This window comes from Noviherbaspirillum malthae (genome assembly GCF_015352985.1).
Classification (GTDB): domain Bacteria; phylum Pseudomonadota; class Gammaproteobacteria; order Burkholderiales; family Burkholderiaceae_D; genus Noviherbaspirillum; species Noviherbaspirillum malthae.
In genome coordinates this window covers 53017-79861 of sequence record NZ_JACYXF010000027.1, presented here as the reverse complement: position 1 = coordinate 79861, position 26845 = coordinate 53017, and the positions used below count along the sequence as shown (strand labels likewise).

Genomic DNA, 26845 nt, shown 5'->3' with positions numbered 1-26845 from the left:
GTGCGATGGCGCCGGAGATCGGGCCGACGTGGCCGATCTTGACGACTTGTTCCTGTGCCGAAGCGGCGCCTGCGAAAGCAAAGGCGATTGCACCGGCCAACGGAATCATTTTTGTAGTGAACTGCATAAAATATCCTCCTAAGGATTGATAAAACACAGGGTAACTGCAACACTCACCTCTTGGCTTGCCGCATGGCCAACGTCTGATGCACAGCCCCCAGCGCCTGTCCCCTTTGCCGGTTGGCGGCTACGTCTATGCCATCCGGCAGCAGCCTATTTCCATTCAGAAATCTGAATAGGCAGACGGTACAACAGAAAAAAGGGTTCGCAAAGAGTTTTTCTGCGGTTTTTTGCAAAATTCATCAATTTTTATATGCCTAAATTTCATGCGCTCGACAGGGTGGACCGCAAGCTTCTGAACCTTCTGCAGAAGGACAACCAGATGCCGACACGGACCCTGGCAGAGAAGGCGCACATCTCCCAGCCGACCTGCCTGCGCCGCATCCGCGAACTAAGGGATTCCGGCGTGATCAGCGCCGACGTCGCCCTGGTGGATCCGTTCGCGCTCGGCTACGGCATGCTGGCCTTCCTCGAAGTGTCGCTCAATAACCAGTCCGACGAACACATGCAGGAGTTCGAAGCCCGCATGGCCAAGGAGACCGAGGTCATGCAGTGCTATTTCGTCTCGGGAGACTACGATTATTTTCTGGTGGTGCATGTGGTCGACATGGACGCCTATTACCAGTTCGTGCGGCGGGTGATATCCGGCTCGGGAAATGTCAGGCATTTCCAGTCGCGCTTTCCCATGAAGCGGGCCAAGTTCGCGACGCGCATTGCGTTCGACGAGAAGCAGACGGAAGTGCAGGTGCGGGTGCCGAAATGAAGGGCTTGAACCGCAGTTGGCGCGGTTTGAGTTGAAGAGACAGCGGCAGTCGAAACTTTTGCCCCGGCCGCCGCGGAAGAATCAATGAAATGAAGGAGAAAGCCGCTGACTTCCCGTCACCGGCTTCAGCGCTGCCGTCGATCAGGCGCGCGCAGGATGTGTCGCCGGAAGCCGGGTCGAGGGAGATTCCGGCATGCCGGTGAACGCAAAGTCGACTTCCGGCCGGCGGCCGGAGACGATATCCGCAATCGCGCGCCCCGAGCCACAGCCCATCGTCCATCCGAGCGTGCCGTGGCCGGTGTTGAGGAACAGGTTGCTGATCTTCGACTTGCCGATGTACGGGATATTGGACGGCGTCAGCGGACGCAGGCCGGTCCAGTACACAGGATTTTCATAGTCGCATGCACCCGGGAACAGCTCGCGCGTGCGGCGCGTGATGGCTTCGCAGCGGGCCGTATTGAGCTCCCGCGTATAACCGTTCAGCTCGCAGGTGCCGGCGACGCGCAGGCGGTCGCCGAACCTGGACACCACCAGCTTGTAGCCGTCATCCGTCAGGGACACGGTTGGTGCGGCAGCGGAATCGGTGACCTGATAGGTAGCCGAATAGCCCTTGCCCGGATAGATCATCAGGTCGACACCCAGCGGCTTCAGCAGGGGCACCGAGAAGCTGCCCATCGCCATCACGAAGGCATCGGCGCGCAATATCTGGTGGCGTCCGTCGGGATTGATCACTTCCACCCCCGTCACCTTGGCGGATGCGCCGGTTCCTTCCGTGATCAGGCGGGTGACGGTGGTGTTGAAGCGGAAGTTCACGCCGGCCTCCTCGGCGCGCCGGGCCAGCCCGGTGGTGAACTTGTACACGTCGCCCGATTCGTCGGTAGCAGTGAAGTCGCCGCCGACGATCTTGTCGCGGATACTGGCCAGCGCCGGTTCGATACGGACGACTTCATCCGCGCCGATGGAGTCGCGCGGGCAGCCGAGATCGCGCATCAGCTTGGCAGCGGGCAGCGAATCCTCGAACTCCTTCTGGTCGGTATAGAAGTGCAGGATGCCCTTCGTCAGGTGATCGTAGTTCAGGCCGGTGTCACTGCGCACCGCCTGCAGTGTCTGGCGGCTGTATTCGGAAATGGCGACGATCTGGCGGATGTTGCGGGCGGTGCGGGCAGGCGTACACTCGCGCAGGAAATGCAGTCCCCAGTTCCATTGCAGCCACTCCGGCCGGAAACGGTAGAGAAGCGGTGCGTCTTCCTTGCCGAGCCACTTCAGGATCTTGAGCGGCGCCGAGGGATTGGCCCAAGGCTCGGCATGCGATACCGAGATCTGGCCGCCGTTGGCGAAGCTGGTTTCCTGGGCAGCGCCCGGCTGACGCTCGATGACATTGACTTCATGGCCGGCTTTGTTGAGGAACCAGGCGGAAGCGGTACCGATGATGCCAGAGCCAAGTACGATAACTTTCATGACGCGGATTCTCCGTTTGACGATGCCGACATTGTAAAAAGTTATCGTCTTCCTGAGTAATCAAGAAGGCCGGCTAAATTTTTCGTTTTGGATGAAAAATCCGCTTCGACGTTCGAAAAACGAAGAAAATCCGATGAAAGCTTTATTTTTTCGAAACCTGCAGAATGGCAATTTCCTGCGCGACGGCGCGTTCGACCGCATTCCTGAGGGAGTGGTGCAGCCCGTCCCTGATATCGTCGGCCAGCCGCGCGACGGCGACTTGCAAAACATCCGCGAGACTGTCGCGCACGCGCTGTTCGAGAATGACATCAACGCGTTCCAGCAACTGGCCGAGCACTCGCTCCCTGACCTGGCGTTCCAGCTTGTCCCATTCGGCTTCGTCCCAGGCCGGTGCCGTCTGCTGCACGGGAGCGGGGTGGTCTGCAGCAGCGGGAGCCGCTACGCTTGCCGGCGTATCGGCCACACTGGTCAGGCTGGCAGCCTCGGCGTCGTCGAGCGCCGGTGCAGGGATGATTTCCGTCAAAACCGGAATGCCGGCGTCGAGGGGGTTGTTGCTCATGCCTGCTCCGCAACGAAATGGGTGAGGGGATAGCCGCGCTGCTGATAGAAGCGGTAACGTTCGCGTCCGGCGTTCTTGTCGGCGTCGTCGCTGGAAACGATTTCAAACATGCGTTCGAAGCGCGCGAAATGCGCAGGCGTGCCGGACGATAGGTTGATCAGGATGTGATGATGCGGCAGTTCCGCCTCGTCGTTGTCGGTCAGGATGATGGGCGTGGTCGCGGCCAAGGGATCGTTTGCGGCGACATGCGGCAGGAAATCGAGATCGGAGAAGGTCCACAATGCCTGGTCGAGCAGGGCCAGGGTATTGCCGTCTTCAACCCGCAGGACGATCCGGCACTGCGCGGCGCGCGCCTTCCTGACGAGCCGGCATGCATACAGCAGCTTGTCCGGCACGTTGCTGTGAAAATCGATGCGCGTCATGGCGTCAGAACCTGAAGCCGGGCGGCGCATTGCCGATGGCCGGCGGCAGTTCGGTGGCCGACGAAGGCTGGGAAGCCGATTGCTCCGGAGAGCGGGACTTTTCCGCTGCGACGGCTTGCGGTGCCGGAGCCGCAGCCACCGGCGCGGGATTTCGGTAGCTTCTCGGAAGCCTGCTGGTCTCCGGATAGCCGGCGGAGGTCAGCACGGTGTTCCATGCGCCGGCCTCGTAGCCGGTCTCCTTGCTGCGCCCGATGGTCAGCATGGGCAGGTTGCCGTCGCCTCCCGCCTGCTTGTACCGGGCGATGTCCTCATTGCTGTTGACGGTCTTTTCCTGGAAGGGGATGCCGCGTTCCGTCAGCAGCTTGCGTCCGTCGTCGCAGGCCGCACAATTGCGCGTGGTGTACAAGGTCACCGGCTGGCTGCGCGTCACCTCGGCCAGTTCGAACGGCAGGTCGCCCGAACCCGATCCTCCGCCCGCCACCCTGGTTTCCACCTTGGCGGCCGTTTTCGGCGGAGGGGCGTCGCTGTAGGTAATCTTGCCGTCGGGGCCGACCCATTTGTACAGCTGGGCATGGGCCGTTGCAGCGCACAGCAGCATGAGCACTGAACAGGATTGCAGCAAGCGTTTCATTTCACTCCCTTGATACTTTTTTATGCCGTCATGCCGTTGTGTCTCAACAACGCGTCGATGCTCGGCTCCCTTCCGCGGAAGGCCTTGAAGGATTCCAGCGCCGGCCGCGCACCGCCCATCGACAGGATTTCTTCAAGAAACTTGCGGCCGGTATCGGCCGACAGGATGTTTCCGCCGATGGCGCCGGCTTCCTCGAAGGCGCTGTAGGCATCCGCCGACAGGACTTCCGCCCACTTGTAGCTATAGTAGCCTGCCGCATAGCCGCCGGCAAAGATGTGGCTGAAGGAATTCTGGAAACGGTTGAACGGCGGCGGGATCATCGCGGCGAAGCGGCGGCGCACGTCGTCCAGCACATCCTGGGCAGTCCGGCTTCCATGGGCGTCGTGGTCGAAATGCAGATGCATGTCGAACAGCGCGAATTCCACCTGGCGCAGCGTCTGCAGTCCCGACTGGAAGTTCTTGGCGGCGATCATCTTGTCAAACAGCGCGCGCGGCAGAGGCTCGCCGGTTTCCACATGTGAGGTCATGTGCTGCAGCACATCCCACTCCCAGCAGAAGTTTTCCATGAATTGCGACGGCAGTTCCACCGCATCCCACTCGACGCCGGAAATGCCGGACACGCCCAGTTCATCGACCTGGGTCAGCATATGGTGCAGGCCGTGGCCGAATTCATGGAACAGGGTGATGACTTCGTCATGCGTAAACAGCGCCGGGCGCGGCTTGCCGTTGACGACGCCGGGTTCGGTGAAATTGCAGACCAGGTAGGCGACCGGGGTCTGTACCTCGGAACGCAGCAGGCGGCGGCCCCGCGCATCGTTCATCCATGCACCGCCGCGCTTGCCGGGGCGCGCATAGAGATCCACATAGAACTGGCCGATCAGCTTGCCGTCCTTCTCGATGCGGAAGAACTTCACGTCCTTGTGCCAGGTGGTCGCGGTATCAGGCTTGACCTCGACCGAGAACAGGCTCTGGATCACCCGGAACAGGCCTTCGATCACCTTGGGCTCCTGGAAGTACTGCTTCACTTCCTGTTCCGAGAACGCATAGCGCTGCTCGCGCAGCTTTTCCGATGCGTAGGTTACGTCCCAGGCCTGCAGCTCGTCGATGCCCAGTTCCTTCTTCGCGAAGGCACGCAGCTCCGCCAGATCGTTTTCCGCGAACGGACGCGCGCGCTTGGCAAGGTCTTCCAGGAAGCCGATGACCTGCTGCGGCGTTTCCGCCATCTTGGGCACCAGCGAGACTTCGGCGAAATTGGAGAAGCCGAGGATCCTGGCTTCCTCGTCGCGCAGCTTGAGAATTTCCGCGATGTTATTGGTATTGTCCCATTCCGGCTTGGCGCCCAGTTCCGATGCCTTGGTGACGTTGGCGCGATAGATCGTCTCGCGCAGTTCGCGCTTGTCCGCGTACTGCAGGATCGGGAAGTAGGATGGGAAATGCAGGGTGAACTTGTAGCCCGGCCTGCCGTCGCGTTCGGCTGCGGCGCGCGCTGCCTGCTTCACGTCGTCGGGCAGTCCGGCGAGATCGGCTTCGCTGTCGACGAACAGGGCGTAGTCATTGGTGGCGTCGAGCACGTTTTCCGAGAACTTCGTCGTCAGCGCGGCATGCTTTTCCTGGATTTCCGCAAAGCGCGCCTTCTTGTCGTCGGGCAGCTCGGCGCCGCCGAGACGGAAGTCGCGCAGTGCGTTTTCGACGATCTTCTTGCGCGCGGGAGACAGCGCAGCGTACTCGCTGCTGTCCTTGAGCGCCTTGTATTTCTGGAAGAGGGCGAGGTTCTGTCCGAGGCCGGTCCAGAACTCGGTGATCTTCGGCAGGTTCTCGTTATAGGCGGCACGCAGCTCCGGCGTGTCCATCACGGAATTGAGATGGCCGACGATGCCCCAAGCCCGTCCCAGTCTTTCCGTCACGCTTTCCAGCGGTTCGACGAAGCTTTCCCAGTTCACCCTGTCGGCGGGCGCCTCCAGCTTCGCCACCACGGCGCGGCCTTCATCGAGAAGCGCGCTGATGGCCGGCGTGACATGTTCGGGCTTGACGCGGTCGAAATGCGGCAGGTCGGAAAAATCGAGGAGGGGGTTGGTTGCGCTATTCATAGGGTTCAGGTTCTTTCTGCGGCCTCAATGGTATTAACGAGCAGCATCGTAATCGTCATCGGGCCGACGCCGCCCGGCACCGGGGTGATGTAGCCGGCGACTTCCTTGGTGTTGGCGAAATCGACGTCGCCGCACAGCTTGCCGGCGTCGTCGCGGTTCATGCCGACGTCGATCACCACCGCGCCCGGCTTGACCATGTCGGCCGTGACGATATTACGCTTGCCTGTGGCGACCACGAGAATGTCGGCCTGTCGTGTATGCAGGCCAAGGTCCCGGGTCTTGGAATTACAGATGGTGACGGTCGCGCCAGCCTGCAAGAGCAGCATGGCTTGCGGTTTGCCAACGATGTTCGATGCGCCGACCACGACGGCATGAGCGCCGCGCACCGGGTAATCGATGGATTCCAGCATCTTCATCACGCCGTAGGGAGTGCAGGGACGGAACAGCGGCTGTCCGGTCATCAGCAGGCCGGCATTGCTGATGTGAAAGCCGTCGACGTCCTTCTCCGGCGCGATCGCTTCGATCACCTTATGGGCATTGATGTGCTGCGGCAAGGGAAGTTGCACCAGGATGCCATTGATTTTCGGGTCCTTGTTGAGCGCGTCGATACGCGCCAGCAGCGCCTCTTCGCTCATGTCGGCATCGTACTTTTCCATCACGGAATAAATGCCATTGTCTTCGCAGGCCTTGACTTTGTTCCGCACGTAAACCTGCGACGCGGGATTGTCGCCGACCAGGACGACCGCCAGTCCGGGCTGCTTGCCCTTCGCAGTCAGCGCGGCGGCGCGTTTTGCTACGTCGGCGCGGAGTTGTTGGGAGAGCAGGGTGCCATTGATGAGCTGTGCGGTCATGGTGAAAGTGGAAAGTAGAGAAGAAAGCGATTAAAACGGAATTATAAGGCGGCGGCTCCTGATGCCGGCATTCCGGCCGGGGAAACCGCCAGAAGCACCGGAATTTGCTGCGTCGCCGCATGAGATTTCACATTATAAAAAGTGATATCGCAATTTGAAAAGTTGAAAAAGTGCTGTTAAAATCTTTTCACTACGCACCATCCCGGCAATTCCTTGTCAAAAATCCCGACCGCTTCTTGGTCGGAATGCCCCACAACCCAGGAGACACCACATGTCCGCCCAGCTCGATCAAGTACTGGCGCAAGCCGCCAACGACCCCGATGTAATGGAAACGCAAGAGTGGCTCGACGCCCTCGAAGCCGTCATCGAAACCGAAGGCCCGGAGCGCGCGCATTACCTGATGGAACGCATGGTGGACCTGGCCCGCCGCCGCGGCGCCCATATCCCGTTCTCCAGCAACACCGCCTACGTCAACACCATTCCCGCCCACCTCGGCGAACACTGTCCCGGCAATCTCGAATATGAAGAGCGCCTGCGCTCCTGGATGCGCTGGAACGCGATGGCGATGGTGGTCAAGACCAACCGCGCCGACGGCGATCTCGGCGGCCACATCTCCAGCTTCGCCTCGCTGGCAAACATGCTGGGCATCGGCTTCAACCATTTCTGGCATGCACCGACCGAAGACCACGGCGGCGATCTGCTGTACATCCAGGGCCATTCCTCGCCCGGCATCTATGCGCGTTCCTTCCTCGAAGGCCGCCTGACCGAAGACCAGCTCCTCAATTTCCGCCGCGAAGTCGACGGCAAGGGCCTGTCCTCCTATCCGCATCCGAAGCTGATGCCCGACTACTGGCAGTTCCCGACGGTATCGATGGGCCTCGGCCCGCTGATGGCGATCTACCAGGCGCGTTTCCTGAAATACCTGCATGCGCGCGACATCGCCAAGACCGACAACCGCAAGGTCTGGGCCTTCTGCGGCGACGGCGAGATGGACGAGCCGGAATCGATGGGCGCGATCGGCGTGGCCGGCCGCGAGCACCTCGACAACCTCGTGATCGTCGTCAACTGCAACCTGCAGCGCCTCGACGGCCCGGTGCGCGGCAACGGCAAGATCATCCAGGAACTGGAAGCCGATTTCCGCGGCGCCGGCTGGAATGTCATCAAGGTCATCTGGGGCGGCTACTGGGATGAACTGCTGTCGCGCGACAAGGACGGCATCCTGCAGCGCGTGATGATGGAAACCGTCGACGGCGAATACCAGAACTACAAGGCCAAGGACGGCGCCTATGTGCGCAAGCACTTCTTCGGCAAGCATCCGAAGCTGCTGGAACTGGTCAGCAAGATGTCCGACGACGATATCTGGCGCCTCAACCGCGGCGGCCACGACCCGCACAAGATCTACGCCGCCTTCAAGCAGGCGCAGGAGCACAAGGGCCAGCCGACCGTACTGCTGGTCAAGACCATCAAGGGCTTCGGCATGGGCAAGTCGGGCGAGGCGCGCAACACCGCGCACCAGACCAAGAAGCTCGACGACCAGGCGATCCGCGAAATGCGCGACCGCTTCAATATCCCGGTTCCGGACGACAAGCTGGCCGAAGTGCCGTTCTTCAAGCCGTCCGACGACGCGCCGGAAATGAAATACCTGCACGAACGCCGCAAGGCGCTCGGCGGCTATCTGCCGCAGCGCCGCGCACAGGCCGATGAAAAGCTGCCGGTACCGGAACTGTCCGCATTCCAGGCGGTGCTCGATCCCACCGCGGAAGGCCGCGAGATTTCGACCACCCAGGCTTACGTGCGCATCATCACCACGCTGCTGCGCGATGCCAACCTCGGCAAGCGCGTCGTGCCCATCCTGGTCGATGAAGCCCGTACCTTCGGCATGGAAGGCCTGTTCCGCCAGATCGGCATCTTCAACCAGCAGGGCCAGCTGTACGAACCGGTCGACAAGGACCAGGTGATGTACTACCGCGAGGACAAGGCCGGCCAGATCCTGCAGGAAGGCATCAACGAAGCAGGCGCGATGAGTTCCTGGATCGCCGCGGCGACCTCGTATTCGACCAACAACCGGGTGATGATTCCGTTCTACATCTTCTACTCGATGTTCGGTCTGCAGCGAGTCGGCGACCTGGCCTGGGCGGCGGGCGACATGCGCGCACGCGGCTTCCTGCTGGGCGGCACCGCGGGACGCACGACGCTCAACGGCGAAGGCCTGCAGCATGAGGACGGCCACAGCCATATCCTGGCCTCGACCATCCCTAACTGCATTCCCTACGATCCGACCTTCGCCCATGAAGTCGCGGTCATCATCCATGACGGCCTGAAGCGCATGGTGGAGAACCAGGAAGACGTGTTCTATTACATCACTCTGATGAACGAGAACTACAGTCATCCCGGCTTGAAGCCCGGCACCGAGCAGGACCTGCTCAAGGGCATGTACCTGCTGCAGCAGGGCGCAACCGGCGGCAAGCAGCGCGTGCAGCTGATGGGCTCCGGCACCATCCTGCGCGAGGTCATCGCCGCAGCCGATCTGCTGAAGAACGACTGGGGCATCGATTCCGATATCTGGTCCGCGCCGTCGTTCACGCTGCTGGCCCGCGACGGCCAGGATGCGGAGCGCTGGAACCTGCTGCATCCGACCGAAACGCCACGCCTGTCGCATGTCGCAAAGCTGCTGCAGGGCACGGAAGGCCCGGTCATCGCATCGACCGATTACATGCGCGCATTCGCCGAGCAGATCCGCCCGCACGTACCGAAGGGCCGCAACTACAAGGTCCTGGGCACCGACGGTTTCGGCCGTTCCGACAGTCGGTCCAAGCTGCGTGAGTTCTTTGAAGTCAATCGCTACTATGTCACCGTGGCCGCATTGAAGGCGCTGGCGGAAGACGGCGCGATCCAGCCGGCGGTGGTGGCGGAAGCGATTGCGAAGTACGGCATCAATCCGAACAAGCCGAATCCTGTCACGCTGTAACTCTCAATCAACAAGACTAACAACTCCCTCCCTTGCAAGGGAGGGTTGGGGCGAGATGAGAGTCGGCAACGGATGCTGAACTTCGTCCGCCTCGGCCCTGCTTGCTGAAGCAGAGGGCGAGAACGGAGCTAACACAATGAGTACAACGGTCAAAGTCCCGGATATCGGCGATTTCAAGGAAGTCGAAGTCATCGAACTGCTGGTCAAGGTCGGAGACACCGTCAAGGTGGACCAGTCGCTGATCACCGTCGAATCCGACAAGGCCAGCATGGAGATTCCCTCCAGCCATGCCGGCGTCATCAAGGAAATCAGCGTCAAGGTGGGCGACAAGGTGTCCGAAGGCAGCGTGCTGCTGGTGGTGGAAGAGGGTGCTGCAGCTTCGGCTGCTCCCGCATCCGCGCCGGCGCCCGCTGCAGCGGCTCCCGCCCCGGCCGTAGCAGTTGCACCCGCACCCGCTGCGGCAGCATCGGCGCCTGCCGCCGGCGCCTCGACGGTCAGCGTGGAAGTGCCGGACATCGGCGACTTCAAGGATGTCGAAGTCATCGAACTGATGGTCAAGCCGGGCGATACCGTCAAGGTCGAGCAGTCCCTGCTGACCGTGGAATCGGACAAGGCCAGCATGGAGATTCCCTCCAGCCATGCGGGCGTCGTCAAGGAAATCAGCGTCAAGGTCGGCGACAAGGTGTCCAAGGGTACCGTGATCCTGACGCTGGCCGCCGAAGGCGGCGCTGCTGCGCCCGCTGCACAGCCGGCGCAGGCGAGCGCTCCGGCAGCGGCTCCCGCTCCTGCACCCGTTTCCACTCCCGCACCCGCTCCGGAAGCCAGGCCGCTGCCTACCGCATCGCTCGATCCGGCGCCGGCCAACGGCGCGAAGGCGCATGCCTCGCCCTCGGTGCGCAAGTTCGCGCGCGAACTCGGCGTCGACCTCGGCCGCGTCAAGGGCAGCGGACCCAAGGGCCGCATCCTGCATGAAGACATCCAGGGCTTCGTCAAGTCCGTGATGTCGGGTGCCGCCGCGGCACCGGCAGCATCCGCGGCCAAGGCCGGCGGCGGTGGCGGCCTGGACCTGCTGCCATGGCCGTCGCTGGACTTCTCCAAGTTCGGCGCCACCGAATTGCAGCCGCTTTCCCGCATCAAGAAGATCAGCGGCCCGAACCTGCACCGCAACTGGGTGATGATCCCGCATGTCACCCAGTTCGACGAAGCCGACGTGACCGATCTCGAGGAATTCCGCAAGGATTCCAATGCGGCGATGGCCAAGTCCGGCGTCAAGCTGACGATGCTGGCCTTCGTCATCAAGGCCAGCGTATCGGCATTGAAGAAATTCCCGGCCTTCAATTCCTCGCTGGACGAGAAGGGCGAGAATCTGATCCTGAAGAAGTTCTACAACATCGGTTTCGCCGCCGACACGCCGAACGGCCTCGTGGTCCCGGTGATCAAGAATGCCGACACCAAGAGCATTTCCCAGATTGCGCAGGAAATGGGCGACCTGTCCGCCCAGGCGCGCGACGGCAAGCTCAAGCCGGCAGACATGCAGGGCGCGACCTTCACCATCTCGTCGCTCGGCGGCATCGGCGGCACGGCGTTCACGCCCATCATCAATGCGCCGGAAGTGGCGATCCTCGGCCTGTCGAAGTCGGCGATCAAGCCGGTATGGGACGGCAAGCAGTTCGCACCGCGCCTGATGCTGCCGCTGTCGCTGTCCTACGATCACCGCGTCATCGACGGCGCCATGGGTGCACGCTTTGCCGCCTATCTGGCTGAAGTTCTCGGGGACATGCGCAAGACCTTGCTGTAATCCAATAGTCACGGGGTGAGCGCCCGCTGCAGCGGAAAGTGAGAGAATCCTCCTCTTTCCCTGAAGACCTGGCGCTTCATTCCTTGCTTATGGAGATTCACAATGACCACTTGCGTCGTCGTCAAGAAAAACAACCAGATTGCCATCGCATCCGATTCGCTCGTCACCTTCGGTGACACGCGGCTGTCGCATGCATATGAAGTCAATGAAAAGATTTTCCCGGTCGGCGACTCCTACGTCACGCTGGCCGGCACCGCCGCTCATTTTCCGGTCATGCGCAAGCTGCTGACCGGCATGGGCGACGAGTGCAGGCTTGGCAGCCGCGATGAAGTGTTCGAGACGTTTTCCCGCGTCCATGAAATATTGAAGGAGAAGTACTTCCTGAATACCAAGGAGGATGAAGACGATCCCTACGAGTCTTCGCAGATCACCGCACTGATCGCGAACCCGCACGGCATCTTCGGCGTTTACTCCTATCGGGAAGTGTTCAGCTTCGATCGTTTCTGGGGCATAGGCAGTGGCCGCAATTTCGCGCTCGGCGCGATGTATGCGGTGTATGACAAGGCAACCAGCGCGCGGGAAATCGCCGAGATCGGCGTGCACGCGGGAGCAGAGTTCGACAAGAGCACATCGGGACCATTTCGCGTCTACAGCGTCCCGATGAGAGACTAAAAAATGATGTCCTTCCCGGAGCCGTCCGCCCGGGAAGCGTGACAACGGAGCTAAAGCTATGAGCATGATCGAAGTAAAGGTCCCCGATATCGGCGACTTCAAGGAAGTGGAAGTCATCGAACTGCTGGTCAAGGCCGGCGACGCCATCAAGGTAGACCAGTCGCTGATCACGGTCGAGTCCGACAAGGCCAGCATGGAGATTCCATCGAGCCACGCCGGCACGGTCAAGGAACTCAAGGTCAAGGTGGGCGACAAGGTGTCGGAAGGATCGCTGCTTCTCATGCTCGAAGCGGAAGCGGAAGCGGGAGCAGGGGCGGGAGCGCCGGCCCCGGCAGCGAGCCAGGCTCCGGCTTCGGGCCAGGCAGCGGCACACGCGACGGCCGGTTACGGCACATCCACACCGGCTGGCTCGGCATCTTCCTCATCTTCCTCGGCCACCTCTGCGGCGCCTGCACCGGCACCGGCTGCGGCGACATTCAGCGGTTCCGCCGACGTCCAGTGCGACATGCTGGTGCTTGGCGCCGGTCCCGGCGGCTATTCGGCGGCTTTCCGCGCCGCCGACCTCGGCATGAACACGGTGCTGGTCGAGCGCTTTGCCACGCTCGGCGGCGTCTGCCTCAACGTCGGCTGCATCCCGTCGAAGGCATTGCTGCATGTGGCAGCGGTCATTGACGAAACCGCCGCCATGGCGGCCCACGGCGTGACCTTTGCCAAGCCAGAGATCGACATCGACAAGCTGCGCGAGTACAAGGACAAGGTCATCAAGAAGATGACGGGCGGTCTCGCCGGCATGGCGAAGGCCCGCAAGGTCAATGTCGTGCAGGGCGTGGGACAGTTCGTCGGCGCCAATCATCTGGAAGTGGCCGCTGCAGACGGCAGCAAGAAGACGGTGCAGTTCAAGCAGGCCATCATCGCCGCCGGCTCGTCGGTCGTGAACCTGCCTTTCGTGCCGCAGGACCCGCGCATCGTCGATTCCACCGGCGCGCTCGAACTGCGTCAGGTGCCGAAGAAAATGCTGGTCATCGGCGGCGGCATCATCGGCCTGGAAATGGCAACTGTCTACTCAACGCTCGGCGCGCGCATCGACGTGGTCGAGATGCTGGACGGCCTGATGCAGGGTGCCGACCGCGACATGGTCAAGGTCTGGCAGAAGTACAACGAAAAGCGCTTCGACCGCGTCATGACCAAGACCAAGACGGTCGGCGTGGAAGCGCTCCCAGAAGGCATCAAGGTTATTTTCGAAAGCGCGGACCCGTCGGTCGCCGCACCGGAACCGCAGCTCTATGACATGGTGCTGGTGGCGGTAGGCCGCAGCCCGAACGGCAAGAAGATTGCCGCCGACAAGGCAGGTGTGGCGGTGACCGACCGCGGCTTCATCAATGTCGATTCGCAGATGCGCACCAACGTGCCGCATATCTTCGCCATCGGCGACATCGTCGGCCAGCCGATGCTGGCGCACAAGGCGGTGCATGAAGCGCATGTCGCTGCAGAAGCGGCGGCAGGGCAGAAGTCGCATTTCGATGCGCGCGTGATTCCGTCGGTCGCCTACACCGATCCCGAAGTCGCCTGGGTGGGCATTACCGAAGATGAAGCCAAGGCCAAGGGCATCAAGCTGGAGAAGGGCCTGTTCCCGTGGGCCGCAAGCGGACGCGCGGTGGCCAATGCGCGAGAAGAAGGCTTTACCAAGCTGCTGTTCGATGCCGAGACGCATCGCATTGTCGGCGGCGGCATCGTTGGCACGCATGCGGGCGACATGATCGGCGAGATCGCCCTGGCGATCGAAATGGGCGCGGACGCGGTCGATATCGGCAAGACCATCCATCCGCATCCGACGCTCGGCGAGTCGATCGGCATGGCCGCCGAAGTGTTCGAAGGCGTGTGCACGGACTTGCCGCCGGCGCGCAAGAAGTAAGTTTTGCCGATGCCGCCAAGACGATAGAGCGCTATTGCTCTGTTCAGCCCGAGGCGGGATTGGCAGAAATAAAAAGGCGGTTGCAACAGCAACCGCCTTTTTTATCGGCTCAACGAATCATTCACCGATCTTGGTCAGGATGTCCGACAGCATCGAGATCATCTGGTCGATTTCCTCCTTGCTGACATTGAGCGACGGCATGAAGCGCAGCAGGTCAGGGCGCGGCGAATTCAGCAGCAAGCCGACCGGCTCCATGTCGCGCCCCATTTCCACGATCTTCGGTCCGATGTCCCGGCCCAGCTTCAGCGCGCGCAGCAGACCCTCGCCGCGCTCGCCTTCCAGACCGTGCTTTTCGCACAGCTTCAGCAATTCCGCGCGCATGTAGGCGCCCGTGTCCTTGACCGACTGCAGGAAACCGGGCTTGAGCAGTTCTTCGAGCACCGCGATGCCGACGGCAGTCATCACGGGATTGCCGTTGTAGGTGCCGCCTTGCTCGCCCGGTTCGAAGACCGCGACTTCCTCGCGCGCCAGCAGTGCGGCCAGCGGCACGCCGCCGCCGATGCCCTTGCCGAGCGTCATGATGTCGGGCTCGATGTTCGACAGCTGGTAGGCGAACAATTCGCCGGTGCGGCCCATGCCGGCCTGCACTTCATCGACGATCAGCAGCAGGTTGCGCTGCTTGGTCAGTGCCCGCAGCGCCTGCATGAACTCGCGCGTCGCGGGGATCACGCCGCTCTCGCCCTGCACCGGCTCCAGCATTACGGCAACGGTCTTGTCGGAAATCAGCTTTTCGACGCTGGCGATATCGTTGAGCTCGGCCTTCAGGAAGCCCGGCACCTGAGGCGCGAACATGGTGTCCCAGCCGGACTTGCCGCTGGCCGACATGGTCGCGAGAGTACGGCCATGGAAGCCGTGATTGAAGGTGATGATTTCGTAGCGGTTCTCGCCGGCGGCATTCTTGTTGACCTTGCCCCATTTGCGGGCCAGCTTGATTGCGCCTTCATTGGCTTCGGCGCCGCTGTTGGCGAAGAAGACGCGGTCGAAGGCCGAGTGTTTCGTCAGCATGGAAGCCAGCACGATGGACGGCTCGTTGTAGAAGGCCGGCGAGGGATTGAGCAGCTTGCCGGCCTGCGCGGTGATTGCATCAATGATGCATTGCGGCGAGTGGCCGAGGCAGTTGACGGCCCAGCCCTGCAGATAGTCGAGATAGCGCTTGCCGTTATTGTCCGTCAGCCACATGCCGCGGCCTTCCGTAAACACGATGTTTGGCCGATTGGTGATTTGCATGAGTGCATTGACGTCGTACTGGCTGAATTCCATCTCGTTGGCTCCTGGGAAAAAATGGCAGTCGTGAAATAAAAAGGGAAGAGGATCAAAAAAAAAGCCACAGGGTGGACCTGTGGCTTAGTGAGCAGCAAACACTTACGCGCACGGTTTCCCTGGCTGGGGCAGCAAGGGACGGCGTCGCAGGAAGTTGGCTGTCATATTCATAAAGTCAATGGTAAGACCTTTTTCCGGGTCCGTCAAAAACTATTTCGGCGTCAGCACCGCATCCGCGCCATCGGCTTCGGATGTGAATGCGTCCGCATAGAACTCTTCTTCCGGCAGCTTGCACTGCGCCACGAAGTCCCGCTTGGCCGAATCCACCATCACCGGCGCGCCGCAGGCATAGACCTGGTAGCCGGAGAGGTCGGGCAGGTCCTGCATGACGGCCTGGTGGACGAAGCCGGTGCGGCCGGTCCAGCCGTCTTCCGCTTCCGCATTCGAAATGACCGGCACATACTTGAAGTTGGGCAAGGTGGCGGCCCATTCCTCGCACAGCGCCTGCATGTAAAGGTCGCTGGGGCGACGGCCGCCCCAGTAAAGCACCATCTGCCGCAGGGTCCGGTTATGGATGGCCTGTTCGACGATGGCCTTGATCGGCGCAAAGCCGGTGCCGGATGCCAGCAGCACCATCGGCTTTTCCGAATCCTCGCGCAGGAAGAAGGTGCCGAGCGGTCCTTCGAAACGCAGGATGTCGCGTTCCTTCATCGTGTTGAACACATGATCGGTGAACACGCCGCCGCGCATGTGGCGGATGTGCAGGGTCAGGTGCTCGTCGAGATGCGGAGCATTCGCCATGCTGTAGCTGCGGCGCTTGCCGTCCTTCAACATGAATTCGATGTACTGGCCGGCCTTGTATTGCAGGCGCTCGTTGGCGGGAAGCTGCAGCGAGATGATGGCGACATCGTCGGTCACCTTGTCGATCTTGGCCACGCGTGTCGGCAGCTTCTTGATCGGGATCTCGCCGATGCCGGCCACTTCGCGTGCCTCGATCACGATATTGGACTGCGGTGTAGCGCAGCAGAAGAGGGCAAGGCCTTTTTCTTCCTCGGCGACCGACAGCGCCTTTTCCTGATGGGCGCGATGCGTGACCGTGCCGTCGAGCAGCTTGCCCTTGCAGCTGCCGCATGCACCGTTCTTGCAGCCGTAGGGCAGGCCGATGCCAGCCCGGATCGCCGCCGTGAGGACAGTTTCGCCTTCCTCGCATGTGAACTGCCGACCGCTCGGCTGTACTGTTACATCGAAAGTCATACAATCCTGATGATGAAAAACAATGAAATAAAATCTGCTTGCAAGCTGCGTCGTCCGCGCTTGCTGATCCTCGGATGCGGCGATGTCGGAATGCGGCTGCTTCCCTTGGTGCGCAACCGGTTCCGCGTGTTCGCGGTGACCAGCCAGGCATCGCGTTGCGGAGAGTTGCGTGCCGCAGGCGCCGTGCCCATCGTGGCCGATCTCGACCAGCCGGCTGCCGTTGCCCGCCTTGCCGGCCTGGCGCATTACGTCGTGCACCTGGCGCCGCCGCCGTCGGAAGGGCCGAAGGACCGCCGCACCCGCAATTTGACCGCCATTTTACCCCACGGCGGCACGCTCGTTTACATCAGCACGACCGGCGTCTATGGAGACTGCGGCGGTGCCTGGATCGATGAGGCGCGCACGGTCGATCCGCGGAATGCGCGCGCAAAGAGGCGCATCGATGCGGAGCAGGTGCTGCGAGAGTGGGCGAGGAGATCCGGTGCGCGGCTTGGCATCCTGCGCGTTCCGGGCATCTATGCCCAGGACCGGCTGCCCGTCGAACGCCTGAACAAGGGTACGCCCGCTTTGCGGGACGAGGACGACGTCTACACCAATCACATCCATGCGGATGATCTGGCGCGCATTGCGGCGCTGGCTCTGTTTCGCGCGCAGTCATGCCGCGTCTATCACGCGGTCGATGATTCCGAACTCAAGATGGGAGAATATTTCGATGCGGTGGCGGATGCGTTCGGTCTGCCGCGTGCGCCGCGCCTGCCGCGCGACGAACTGGCTCGCGCCGTTTCTCCGATGCTGCTGTCGTTCATGTCGGAGTCGAGGCGGTTGCGGAATGATCGCATCAAGCTGGAGCTCGGTGTGCGGCTGCGCTACCCCTGCGTCGATGACGCATTGAAGCAGATGAGGCAGCCGCCCGATCCATCATGAAGCGCTTGTTCTCAGTACCGGATACCCGGCTTCTTCCACAGCGGATTTGATACGCTGCAGGTCTGCGCTGGATGCGATGGAAACTTTCTGCTCGGCGAGCACGATATCGACCTTCGCATCGGAATCAACTTCCTGTACCGCCTTGGTGACTGCATTGATGCAGTGGTTGCAGCTCATCCCTTCGACTTGCAATTCATACATGGTGATTACTCCTTCGATTGACTGGAGTCCTCACGATAGGACTTCCCACGGTGGTAAGGTCAAGCGCATTGATGAAAGTTCACGCGCTTGCGGTGCATGAGCAGCAGCGGGGCAACGCATTGAGCGCCACACGCCATTAGATGCCGGCAGAGACATGACGCATGAAGATGCAGCCAGGAAAACCGGAAAGGGAAAACAGAAAAGGGTCTAAGTTTTCACTTAGACCCTTCTGATTCTGGTAGGCCGTGCGGGACTCGAACCTGCGACCAACGGATTAAAAGTCCGCTGCTCTACCAACTGAGCTAACGACCCGAAAGACCAAGATTATAAGGAGTGATTATGCAGGCTGTCAATGAATCACATGCAGATTTCCTTCAATGACTGCCTGCGACGCTTCTTCTGCAGGCCAATGCGATGCAATCCTTGCCGGATTGCGATCGCATTGACATGAATCACTTGAGCGCAACCAGCCTTTCGCGGGCAGTTTGCGCCGATGGGGAATCAGGATATTGCGCCACCAATGTTTCCAGGCTCTTCTTGGCCGCAGCCCTGTCCTTGAGTTCCATGTGGCAGCTTGCAATATTGAGCAAGGCATCCGCAGCCTTGGGGCTGTCCGGATAATTCTTGACCACGACCTGCTGCGCAGAGATGGCATTGCGATAATCGCGCTGCGCATAATAGGTGTTGCCAAGCCAGTACTGCGCGGACGGCGCCAGTGCGGACTGCGGATAGCGGCGGGTGAATTCATAGAACGATGCGCCCGCGCTCTTGTAGTCGCCTGACTTGAATGCGGCGAGGGCAGCGTCGTAGGCGCGCTGCTCTCCCTGCTCAACCATGGCTTCCTTGCCATCGACCGTTACCTGCTGCGGTTCGAGCTTGCGGATGCGGTTGTCGAGATCGACGTAGAAGTCCTTCTGCCGCTTCTGGGCATTGGCCAGTTCATTGGTCAGTATCTCGATCTGCCCGCGCAAGCGCGAAATCTCCTGCTTGAGCTGTTCGTTCTGGTTGTTCAGATCGAGACTGTTCGTCTTGTCAGCCTTTGCATTGATTTCACTCTGCATGTTGGCCAGGCGACTGCGGATGTCGAGAATGGCCCGGCGGGCTTCTTCATCTTCGAACAGCGCAGCCGTGGCCTGCATCGGCGTCAGCGTGAAGGCGGCCATCGCGGCCGCAGCAAGTGTGGATCGAATGAGGTTTTTCATGGATTACTGGTAAACGAGATCGGCGCGGCGGTTCTCGGCCCATGCGGCTTCGTCGCTGCCTGTCGCCTTCGGTTTTTCCTTGCCGAGAGAAACGGCTTCCATCTGCGCATCGGACACGCCCAGTAGGCTCAGCGCACGGCGCACGGCCTCGGCGCGTTTCTGTCCAAGTGCCAGATTGTACTCACGTCCGCCGCGATCGTCGGTATTGCCCTGGATGATGATGCGGCGGCCCTTGTTCGCTGCCAAATACTTCGCGTGGGCTTCCACGACCGGCTTGAATTCATCCTTGACGGTATAGCTGTCATAGTCGAAGTACACGCTGCGCTTGGCGAGAATGCCCTTCGGATCGTTCAGCGGATCGGTCGAGCCGGTGGTGACCGGCGCGATGGTGCGTGCATCGGCAGTTGCGGGGGCGGTCGTGCCGGTGCGTTCTTCGACTTTGGCCTTGTCATCCAGCTTGACGTTGGAGCCGCAAGCCGTCAGAGCCAGTGCGCTCGCGATGATAAGGGCTAAAGAAGTGGTGTTGCGCATTCAAATTTCTCCTGAGTGAGTGTCCTGAGTGGGTGTTGCCTTAAACCTATATTATTTCATGAACGGGCCCCAGGTAGGCTCCCTGATGTCGCCTGCTTGTGTTACCAGACGTTGCCGGACGCGGCCGTCGACCGACACGACCGACAGCGAACCCCGACCGGTCGCATACATGATGTACTTGCCGTTCGGAGAGAAGCTGGGGGATTCATCCTTGGTGCTGTCCGACAGGCGCAGTTCCTGGCCGCTTGCAAGATCGAGTGCATACAGCTGGAAACGGCCCTCGCGGCGCGAGATATAGGCGAGCGTCTTGCCGTCGGGCGCAATGCGCGGGCTGATGTTGTAGCTGCCGTTGAAGGTCACGCGCTGCGCTTCGCCGCCGTTGGCGCTCATCCGGTAGATCTGCGGGCCGCCGCTGCGGTCGCTGGTGAAGTAGATGGCTTGCCCGTCAGCCGAGAATTGCGGCTCGGTCTCGATGCCGTTCGAATTGGTCAGCTGGCGCAGATTGCTGCCGTCGGCATTGACGACGTAGATCTGAGTGTAGCCGCTGCGCGACAGTGCCAGCGCCAGCTTCGATCCGTCGGGCGACCACGAGGGCGCGGAATTGCTGCCGCGGTGGTTCGCAACGACGGTACGCTGGCGCGTGGTCAGGTCCTGCACATAAACGACGGGCTTCTTCGCTTCGAAGGAAACGTAGGCAACCTTGGTGCCGTCGGGCGACCAGGCGGGGGAGATGATCGGCTCGTTCGAGCGCAGCGCCGCCTGCGTGCCTTCGCCATCGGCGTCGGCCACCTCGAGGCGATACTCGTTGCCGACCTTGGTCACGTAGGCGATGCGGGTCGAGAAGGCGCCTTTCACCCCGATCAGCTTCTCGTAAATGTCATCCGCGATCTTGTGGCCTGCGACCCGCAGGCGGTCCGGCCCCGCGACTTGGCCGAAGCCGGACAGGCTTGCCGACTTGACCGTATCGAGCAGCCGGTAGCGCACATCGTAGCGGCCGTCGGCCAGGCGCTGGACGCTGCCGACAACGAGGGCATCGGCGCCCTTGGCCTTCCATTCGCCGTAGTTCACGGGCACGGTTTCCGACATGGCGTTGCCGGTATCGATGATCTTGAAGTAACCGCTGCGCGCGAGGTCGGCCTTGATGATGGCGGTGATCTGCTGGGGCGCAATGGTTTCGTCGGCAAATCCCGCAATGGCGACGGGAATCTGGGTCGCACCCACGCCCGAGGTTTCGACGCGCAGCTGTGCCTGTGACAGCGTCGCGGTGAAGCCGAAGGTGAGTATGACGAACGTGCGCGAGAAAAGATTTTTTATCATGGTCGCTTACTGATCTTTCGGTTTGTGAATGCCAAGGAAGCTGGACGGTACGCTGCCCGAGCTGTCTTTCGGATAGGGTTGCGAACGCTCGATCGCACGCGCCACGGCCTCGTCGAATCCGGGCACGCCGGAGGAGCGCAGCTTGCGCAGGCCCGCAATCGAGCCGTCAGGCAACAGGCGCACTTCGTATTCTACCGGCGGGTTGCCCGACAGGCCTTCCGGGACGATGAATGCAATATTGGAACGGATCTTTGCCGCAATGCGTTGACTGTAGGCGCCGTCCGCGCGTCCGCCCTGGGCTTTCGGCGCATCGCCGGTGCCGCCGGCGCCCGTGATTCGGCGCATGTCTTCGTCGCGGATCTTGGCCAGCAGCTTGGCTTCGGCCTCTTCTTCCTGCTTGCGCTTCTTCTCGGCGGCTTCCTTCTTCGCCTTGTCGGCCTTGTCCTTCTCGGCCTTTTCTTTTTCGAGCTTCTTCGCTTCTTCCTGCTGTTTCAACTTTGCAAGCTTTTCATCTTCCAGGCGCTTCTTTTCCTTGGCCTGTTTTTCTTCGGCTTCGCGGCGTTCCTTTTCCTTGGCCAGCTTTTCCTTCTCTTCCTCCTCGCGGCGCTTCTTCTCTTTCACGAGTTTTTCTTTTTCTTCCTGTTCCTGGCGACGCTTCTCTTCCGCCTTGCGCTTCTTCTCCTGCTCGAGCGCGATATCGGGCTTGGCGACGGGCGGCTCCTCGACCTTGGGTTTCGGTACTTCCCTGACAACCGGTGGCGGTTCGGGTTTGGGTTCAGGCTTGGGCTCCGGTTTTGCCTCTTCGGTCTTTACCGGCTCCGGCTGGGGCGCGGCTTCGCGCGGCTGCGGGCTCCACACCTCGGCCTCGATGGTCGTCGGCGTCTCGCTTTGCCAGCGTATGCCGATCCAGAGAAAGGCTAGCAGCGCAAGATGCACCAGCGCCGCAAGTGCCAGGCCGCGCCAGCGCCCCGGCTCTTTCGGAACGGTGTAGGGAGTCGAGTCGTTCATTGCACTCATTGCTTTGTCGCCAGCCCCACGCGGTTGATGCCGAGCTTTTTGGCTTCGGAGATGACCTGGATGACTTCGTCGTACTTGATTTCCTTGTCGGCCGAAATCATGACCGGCAGTTCCGGATCCGCCTCATGCAATGCGCGCAGCTTCTGCAGCAGTGCGCTGCGGCCGCCGACTTTTTCGGCTTCGCTGCCGCCGCTCTTCTTGCCGTTGACGCCGATGGTGGCGCTGGTATCGGGCTTGAGCGAAATCTGGATGTACTCCGTCGGCGGCAGCGCAGATTTGGCTGCTGTCGGCAGGTTGATCACGCCGGGATTGGTCAACGGCGCCGCCACCATGAAGATGATCAGCAGGACCAGCATCACGTCGATGTACGGAACGACATTGATCTCGGACTTGAATTTGCGGCTCCGGCCGCCGCGCATCGAACTGTTGCCTGCCATTAGCGGACCTGACGTTGCAAGATATTGGAGAATTCTTCGATGAAGCTCTCGAAGCGGATCGCGAGACGGTCGATGTCATGCGAATAGCGATTGTACGCAACCACCGCCGGGATGGCCGCAAAAAGGCCGATTGCGGTTGCAATCAGCGCTTCGGCGATGCCGGGCGCGACTGATGCCAGCGTCGCCTGCTGGACATTGGCCAGGCCGCGGAACGCATTCATGATGCCCCAGACGGTGCCGAACAGGCCGACGTAAGGCGACACCGAGCCGACCGAGGCAAGAAAGGCAAGATGTGATTCCAGTGCATCCATTTCACGCTGATAGGCCGCACGCATGGCGCGGCGCGCGCCGTCGATCGTGGCGTTGGGATCGACCTGTCCCTTGTTGGCGAACGCAGCCTTGACCTTGATGAATTCGCCCATTCCCGATTCGAAAATCCGCTCGAGCGCGCCGGTATGGTTGCCGCTGCGGCGGCGATTGGACGTAGCTTCCTCGTAGAGGGCATTCAGGTTGCCGCCCGACCAGAAGGCGCGCTCGAATTCCTCGGTCTGCGTCTGCGCGCTGCGGATGGCGAACATCTTGCGGAAAATATAAGACCAGCTCATGATGGAAACCAGCAGGAGCAGAGCCATGACCAATTGCACAAGCAGCGAGGCATTGCTGATCAGCGAGATAAACGAAAGATCGTGTGTGACGCTCATGTTTTATTAATGTAAATGCAGGTAGTGGCCGCATACCGCCGATCCCCGATCGCGCAGGGGCACGGCGTTCTGCAGGAAATTCAAGCTATGCCGCTCTGATGCGGTCTAATACTTCGTCCGGTATCGGATGTGGGCGGAAGGTTTCAGTATGGACGCAGCCGACACGGATGCTTCCGCTAGTCAGCAAGGTTTTTTCTGCTCCCCGTACGCGCCAAGCTTCCTGAAAAAACTCCACCGAGGCGCGACCGAGCTTTTGGACAACGACGGTAAGTTTCAGTTCATCATCTAATTTCGCGGGAGCATGATAATCCACGGACGTGCTTCTGACGACAAACATGGCGCGATGCGTTTCTGCCAACAATTGCTGTCCGATCCCGTGCGCGCGCAGCCATTCCGTGCGGGCGCGCTCGAAGAACTTCAGATAGTTGGCATAAAAGACCACGCCCCCGGTATCCGTATCCTCGTAATAAACGCGCACGTTCCAGCAAAATTCCTTGTTCATGATATGCGGGCGGCTCCGAACAGCCTGATCATGCCTGGCATCGAAAGCCGCTCCCTTCCTAGGTGTTGCGCTTGATGTTGAAAGGCGAGAAACCCTGGCAGGTCGGCATCATCTCGATATAGTTGATGTTGACATGCGGAGGCAGGGTGGCGATCCAGTAGGCGGACTCGGCGATGTCGCGCGCCGTCAGCGGCACGGTACCTTCATAGACCTTGGCCGCAGCCGCATCGTCCTTCAACCGGACATTCGAAAACTCGGTACCGCCGCACAGACCCGGCGCGATATTCGTCGCCCGGACGCCGGTGCCGACCAGGTCGGCCCGCAGGTTCAGCGTGAACTGATCAACAAAAGCCTTGGTCGCGCCGTAGACATTGCCTCCCGGGTAAGGGTAGGCGCCGGCGGTGGAACCGATGTTGATCACCGTGCCGCGTCCGCGCGCCACCATGGCCGGCAGGACGGCATGGGTCATCGCCACCAGGCCCTTGCAATTGGTGTCGATCATCGTTTCCCACTCTTCCAGCGACGCCTTGTGCGCAGGCTCGATGCCCAGCGCCAGGCCGGCATTGTTGATCAATACATCGATCTCGCTCCAGTCCGCCGGCAGGCCTGCAAGCGCGCCCGCGATCGAAGCCTTGTCGCGGACATCCATTTCAACCGGGAGGAGAGCGGCGCCCAATTCGGCTGCGAGGTTCTCCAGCCTTTCCTTTCGGCGGCCGGTCGCGATGACCTTGTGGCCATTCTGTACAAACTTGCGCGCTATTTCTTCGCCAAAGCCGGAACTTGCACCAGTAACCAGGACGATCATTGCGATTTCCTTTCGTACATGAGTTTAAATTGGGCAAAATTGTAGCCGAAAGGCGGGCCCTCGATTAGAAATGCGCTCGCTCCGGCCCTGCCCGCAGGAGGCAAACGGCTCCTTGCTCAATTGTTTGTCCTATCTTACAATCGAGGTCCATTTCGTCCCACGTAACTGGCGAATGCCGGATTCCAGTCCGGCGACAAGGTGGACATCCACCGGGGAACGTGGGATACGAGAGCCGCCACGCGCTCTCACGCCGTTCGCCTGGGCAGCCCAAATGGAATGCACGACTGAGGCTGCCTGTCCATGTCCATTGGCCCTCATTCGATTTCGGCAAACCCACTTTGCATCCCTAATCGATTGGAGTTTTCATGTTCACAAAAGACCATACCATCGCTAATGTCGATCCCGAGCTCTGGAGCGCCATCCAGCAGGAAAACACGCGTCAGCAGGATCACATCGAACTGATCGCGTCCGAGAACTATACGTCGCCGGCCGTCATGGAAGCGCAAGGCTCCCAGCTGACCAACAAGTACGCCGAAGGCTATCCGGGCAAGCGCTACTACGGCGGCTGCGAATTCGTGGATATCGCCGAAACCCTGGCCATCAACCGCCTGAAGGAACTGTTCGGCGCGGAAGCGGCCAACGTCCAGCCCAACTCCGGCTCGCAGGCCAATCAGGGCGTCTTCTTCGCGATGCTCAAGCCGGGCGACACCATCATGGGCATGTCGCTGGCGGAAGGCGGTCACCTGACGCACGGCATGGCGCTGAACATGTCCGGCAAATGGTTCAACGTGGTGTCCTACGGTCTCAACGAGAAGGAAGAGATCGACTATGACGCCATGGAGCGCCTTGCTCGCGAAAAGCGCCCGAAGATGATCATCGCCGGCGCTTCGGCTTATGCGCTGCGCATCGATTTCGAGCGTTTCGCGAAGATCGCCAAGGAAGTCGGCGCCTATTTCATGGTCGACATGGCGCACTACGCCGGTCTGATCGCCGCAGGCGTCTATCCCAATCCCGTGCCGCATGCCGATTTCGTCACATCGACCACGCACAAGTCGCTGCGCGGTCCGCGCGGCGGCGTGATCCTGATGAAGGCCGAGCATGAAAAGGCCATCAATTCCGCGATCTTCCCGGGCATTCAGGGCGGTCCGCTGATGCATGTCATCGCCGGCAAGGCGGTCGCATTCAAGGAAGCGCTGTCGCCCGAATTCAAGGCCTATCAGCAGCAGGTCGTGAAGAACGCGGACGCGCTGGCCAGAACGCTGATCGAGCGCGGCCTGCGCATCGTTTCCGGACGCACCGAGTCGCACGTGATGCTGGTCGACCTTCGCGCGAAGAAGATCACCGGCAAGGAAGCCGAAGCCATTCTCGGCTCCGCCCACATGACCTGCAACAAGAACGCCATTCCGAACGATCCGGAAAAGCCGTTCGTCACTTCGGGCATCCGCCTCGGCAGCCCGGCAATGACGACACGCGGTTTCAAGGAAGAGGAGGCCGTCAAGGTCGGTCACCTGATCGCCGACGTACTCGACAATCCGCATGACGCGGCCACCATCGAGCGCGTCAAGGCGGAAGTCAAGAAATTGACCGGCGCATTCCCTGTCTACGGCTGATTCACCCCGACGGCGCCGGAAAATCCGGCTGCCGTGCTTCGGTCTCCTCATGAACAGCCGGTCGGAGTTTCCGCCGGCTGTTCATGCATGCAGCCCAGTCCATCAGCCGATCCGCGGATCTTCATTTTTCCGATTGATCTGTGCGATACTGGCAATCATGTCAACGAACGTTCACCCTTCCCGGACTTGTAGCCCCTAATGCTATGAAATGCCCTTTCTGCCACCACGAAGATACACAGGTTATCGACACGCGTGCGCTGGAAGAGGGCGATGCGATCCGCCGCCGGCGCCGCTGCGCGCACTGCGACAAGCGTTTCACCACCTTTGAACGCATCGAATTGCTCATGCCGGTGATCGTCAAGAAGAACGGCAGCCGCACCGATTTCGACCCTGCAAAACTGCGCGCCAGCCTCATGCTTGCATTGCGCAAGCGCCCCGTCTCCGCGGAAGCGGTCGACGAAGCCATCCATCGCATCGAAGAAAAATTGTTGTCCAGCGGTGCTCGCGAAGTGCTCAGCGGCCATATCGGCGAACTCGTGATGCGGGAACTCAAGCGCCTGGACAAGATTGCCTATATCCGCTTCGCATCCGTCTACAAGAGCTTCGAAGACGTCGCCGAATTCCAGGACGCCATCGCCGAAGTCGGTCCCGAACGCAAATCTCCCTGAGATCGTCTGCAGTACCCCGCCGCAGTCAATCAGACATTGACCGGTCTGGCACTGATTTCTCGTGCGGTTCGCACACAACATTTCCTGTAGAAATTGTTGCATTTATTTCAACTTA

General features: G+C 60.9%; 25 protein-coding genes, 1 tRNA gene, 1 pseudogene and 1 riboswitch. Of the genes and pseudogenes, 8 read left to right on the top strand and 19 right to left on the bottom strand.

What is annotated here, in order from left to right; all coding sequences use genetic code 11:
- Positions 1-127 (bottom strand): annotated as a pseudogene (locus IGW03_RS22955) (branched-chain amino acid ABC transporter substrate-binding protein); the annotation flags it as partial.
- Positions 128-373: 246 nt separating this feature from the next.
- Here IGW03_RS22955 and IGW03_RS22950 point away from each other — a divergent pair.
- Positions 374-883, top strand: a complete 510-nt coding sequence (locus IGW03_RS22950; protein ID WP_194724859.1) for an Lrp/AsnC family transcriptional regulator — start codon at positions 374-376, stop codon at positions 881-883.
- Positions 884-1024: 141 nt separating this feature from the next.
- Here IGW03_RS22950 and IGW03_RS22945 read toward each other — a convergent pair whose 3' ends face one another.
- The 6 genes from IGW03_RS22945 to folD form a co-directional block, all read right to left on the bottom strand.
- On the bottom strand, positions 1025-2341 hold the full coding sequence (locus IGW03_RS22945; RefSeq protein ID WP_194724858.1) for a D-amino acid dehydrogenase: 1317 nt from the start codon (positions 2339-2341) through the stop codon (positions 1025-1027).
- 142 nt (positions 2342-2483) lie between these two features.
- Entirely contained in the window at positions 2484-2900 is a 417-nt protein-coding gene (locus IGW03_RS22940) for a DUF2486 family protein (protein WP_194724857.1), read from the bottom strand.
- Complete coding sequence (locus IGW03_RS22935) at positions 2897-3322, bottom strand: DNA polymerase III subunit chi (RefSeq protein ID WP_194724856.1); 426 nt, start codon at positions 3320-3322, stop codon at positions 2897-2899. The genes IGW03_RS22940 and IGW03_RS22935 overlap by 4 nt, the downstream gene beginning before the upstream one ends.
- Positions 3323-3326: 4 nt before the next feature.
- Positions 3327-3953 carry a glutaredoxin family protein gene (locus tag IGW03_RS22930; RefSeq protein WP_194724855.1) on the bottom strand — a complete coding sequence of 209 codons (627 nt, stop codon included), beginning with the start codon at positions 3951-3953 and terminating at the stop codon, positions 3327-3329.
- A gap of 20 nt (positions 3954-3973) precedes the next feature.
- Positions 3974-6040 carry a M3 family metallopeptidase gene (locus tag IGW03_RS22925; RefSeq protein ID WP_194724854.1) on the bottom strand — a complete coding sequence of 689 codons (2067 nt, stop codon included), beginning with the start codon at positions 6038-6040 and terminating at the stop codon, positions 3974-3976.
- A gap of 5 nt (positions 6041-6045) precedes the next feature.
- Positions 6046-6891, bottom strand: coding sequence for a bifunctional methylenetetrahydrofolate dehydrogenase/methenyltetrahydrofolate cyclohydrolase FolD (gene folD, locus IGW03_RS22920; protein WP_194724853.1), 846 nt, complete (start codon positions 6889-6891; stop codon positions 6046-6048).
- 271 nt (positions 6892-7162) lie between these two features.
- Here folD and aceE point away from each other — a divergent pair, with 271 nt between their 5' ends.
- The 4 genes from aceE to lpdA all read left to right on the top strand — a co-directional run bounded on the left by aceE (position 7163) and on the right by lpdA (position 14241).
- Positions 7163-9859, top strand: a complete 2697-nt coding sequence (gene aceE, locus IGW03_RS22915) for a pyruvate dehydrogenase (acetyl-transferring), homodimeric type (RefSeq protein WP_194724852.1) — start codon at positions 7163-7165, stop codon at positions 9857-9859.
- 136 nt (positions 9860-9995) lie between these two features.
- The gene (gene aceF / locus IGW03_RS22910) at positions 9996-11657 is read left to right on the top strand and encodes a dihydrolipoyllysine-residue acetyltransferase (protein ID WP_194724851.1); all 1662 of its coding nucleotides are present in this window, start codon (positions 9996-9998) and stop codon (positions 11655-11657) included.
- Between the two features lie 102 nt (positions 11658-11759).
- On the top strand, positions 11760-12329 hold the full coding sequence (locus IGW03_RS22905) for an Ntn hydrolase family protein (RefSeq protein ID WP_194724850.1): 570 nt from the start codon (positions 11760-11762) through the stop codon (positions 12327-12329).
- A gap of 58 nt (positions 12330-12387) precedes the next feature.
- Positions 12388-14241, top strand: coding sequence for a dihydrolipoyl dehydrogenase (gene lpdA / locus IGW03_RS22900; RefSeq protein ID WP_194724849.1), 1854 nt, complete (start codon positions 12388-12390; stop codon positions 14239-14241).
- 117 nt (positions 14242-14358) lie between these two features.
- Here the strand turns inward: lpdA and IGW03_RS22895 are convergent, their stop codons facing one another.
- Positions 14359-15561 (bottom strand): acetylornithine transaminase, encoded by a 1203-nt coding sequence (locus tag IGW03_RS22895; protein ID WP_194724848.1) that lies wholly within the window; start codon positions 15559-15561, stop codon positions 14359-14361.
- A gap of 210 nt (positions 15562-15771) precedes the next feature.
- Positions 15772-16815: a CDP-6-deoxy-delta-3,4-glucoseen reductase gene (locus IGW03_RS22890; RefSeq protein WP_194724847.1), complete on the bottom strand. Its 1044-nt coding sequence runs from the start codon at positions 16813-16815 to the stop codon at positions 15772-15774.
- A gap of 12 nt (positions 16816-16827) precedes the next feature.
- On the opposite strand from IGW03_RS22890, the gene IGW03_RS22885 reads away from it, so the two are divergent.
- Positions 16828-17739 (top strand): SDR family oxidoreductase, encoded by a 912-nt coding sequence (locus IGW03_RS22885; RefSeq protein WP_194724865.1) that lies wholly within the window; start codon positions 16828-16830, stop codon positions 17737-17739.
- Here IGW03_RS22885 and IGW03_RS22880 read toward each other — a convergent pair.
- The 10 genes from IGW03_RS22880 to IGW03_RS22835 form a co-directional block, all read right to left on the bottom strand.
- Positions 17734-17940 carry a heavy-metal-associated domain-containing protein gene (locus tag IGW03_RS22880; protein WP_194724846.1) on the bottom strand — a complete coding sequence of 69 codons (207 nt, stop codon included), beginning with the start codon at positions 17938-17940 and terminating at the stop codon, positions 17734-17736. The genes IGW03_RS22885 and IGW03_RS22880 overlap by 6 nt on opposite strands.
- 236 nt (positions 17941-18176) lie before the next feature.
- Positions 18177-18252, bottom strand: a tRNA-Lys gene (locus tag IGW03_RS22875).
- 140 nt (positions 18253-18392) lie between these two features.
- Entirely contained in the window at positions 18393-19142 is a 750-nt protein-coding gene (gene ybgF, locus IGW03_RS22870; RefSeq protein WP_194724845.1) for a tol-pal system protein YbgF, read from the bottom strand.
- Between the two features lie 3 nt (positions 19143-19145).
- The gene (gene pal / locus IGW03_RS22865; RefSeq protein WP_194724844.1) at positions 19146-19673 is read right to left on the bottom strand and encodes a peptidoglycan-associated lipoprotein Pal; all 528 of its coding nucleotides are present in this window, start codon (positions 19671-19673) and stop codon (positions 19146-19148) included.
- A gap of 51 nt (positions 19674-19724) precedes the next feature.
- Entirely contained in the window at positions 19725-20990 is a 1266-nt protein-coding gene (gene tolB / locus IGW03_RS22860) for a Tol-Pal system beta propeller repeat protein TolB (RefSeq protein ID WP_194724843.1), read from the bottom strand.
- A 6-nt stretch (positions 20991-20996) separates the two neighbouring features.
- Positions 20997-21998 (bottom strand): cell envelope integrity protein TolA, encoded by a 1002-nt coding sequence (gene tolA / locus IGW03_RS22855; protein WP_194724842.1) that lies wholly within the window; start codon positions 21996-21998, stop codon positions 20997-20999.
- A gap of 5 nt (positions 21999-22003) precedes the next feature.
- Positions 22004-22444, bottom strand: coding sequence for an ExbD/TolR family protein (locus IGW03_RS22850; RefSeq protein WP_194724841.1), 441 nt, complete (start codon positions 22442-22444; stop codon positions 22004-22006).
- The gene (gene tolQ / locus IGW03_RS22845) at positions 22444-23145 is read right to left on the bottom strand and encodes a protein TolQ (RefSeq protein ID WP_194724840.1); all 702 of its coding nucleotides are present in this window, start codon (positions 23143-23145) and stop codon (positions 22444-22446) included. The genes IGW03_RS22850 and tolQ overlap by 1 nt, the downstream gene beginning before the upstream one ends.
- An 85-nt stretch (positions 23146-23230) precedes the next feature.
- Positions 23231-23647, bottom strand: a complete 417-nt coding sequence (gene ybgC, locus IGW03_RS22840) for a tol-pal system-associated acyl-CoA thioesterase (protein WP_194724839.1) — start codon at positions 23645-23647, stop codon at positions 23231-23233.
- Between the two features lie 58 nt (positions 23648-23705).
- Entirely contained in the window at positions 23706-24452 is a 747-nt protein-coding gene (locus tag IGW03_RS22835) for an SDR family NAD(P)-dependent oxidoreductase (protein ID WP_194724838.1), read from the bottom strand.
- A 151-nt stretch (positions 24453-24603) separates the two neighbouring features.
- Positions 24604-24723: riboswitch (ZMP/ZTP riboswitch) on the top strand.
- Between the two features lie 94 nt (positions 24724-24817).
- On the opposite strand from IGW03_RS22835, the gene glyA reads away from it, so the two are divergent.
- The gene (gene glyA / locus IGW03_RS22830; protein ID WP_194724837.1) at positions 24818-26062 is read left to right on the top strand and encodes a serine hydroxymethyltransferase; all 1245 of its coding nucleotides are present in this window, start codon (positions 24818-24820) and stop codon (positions 26060-26062) included.
- A gap of 203 nt (positions 26063-26265) precedes the next feature.
- A complete protein-coding gene (nrdR, locus tag IGW03_RS22825; protein WP_194724836.1) occupies positions 26266-26730 on the top strand; it encodes a transcriptional regulator NrdR in 465 nt (154 codons plus the stop codon).
- Positions 26731-26845: the final 115 nt, after the last annotated feature.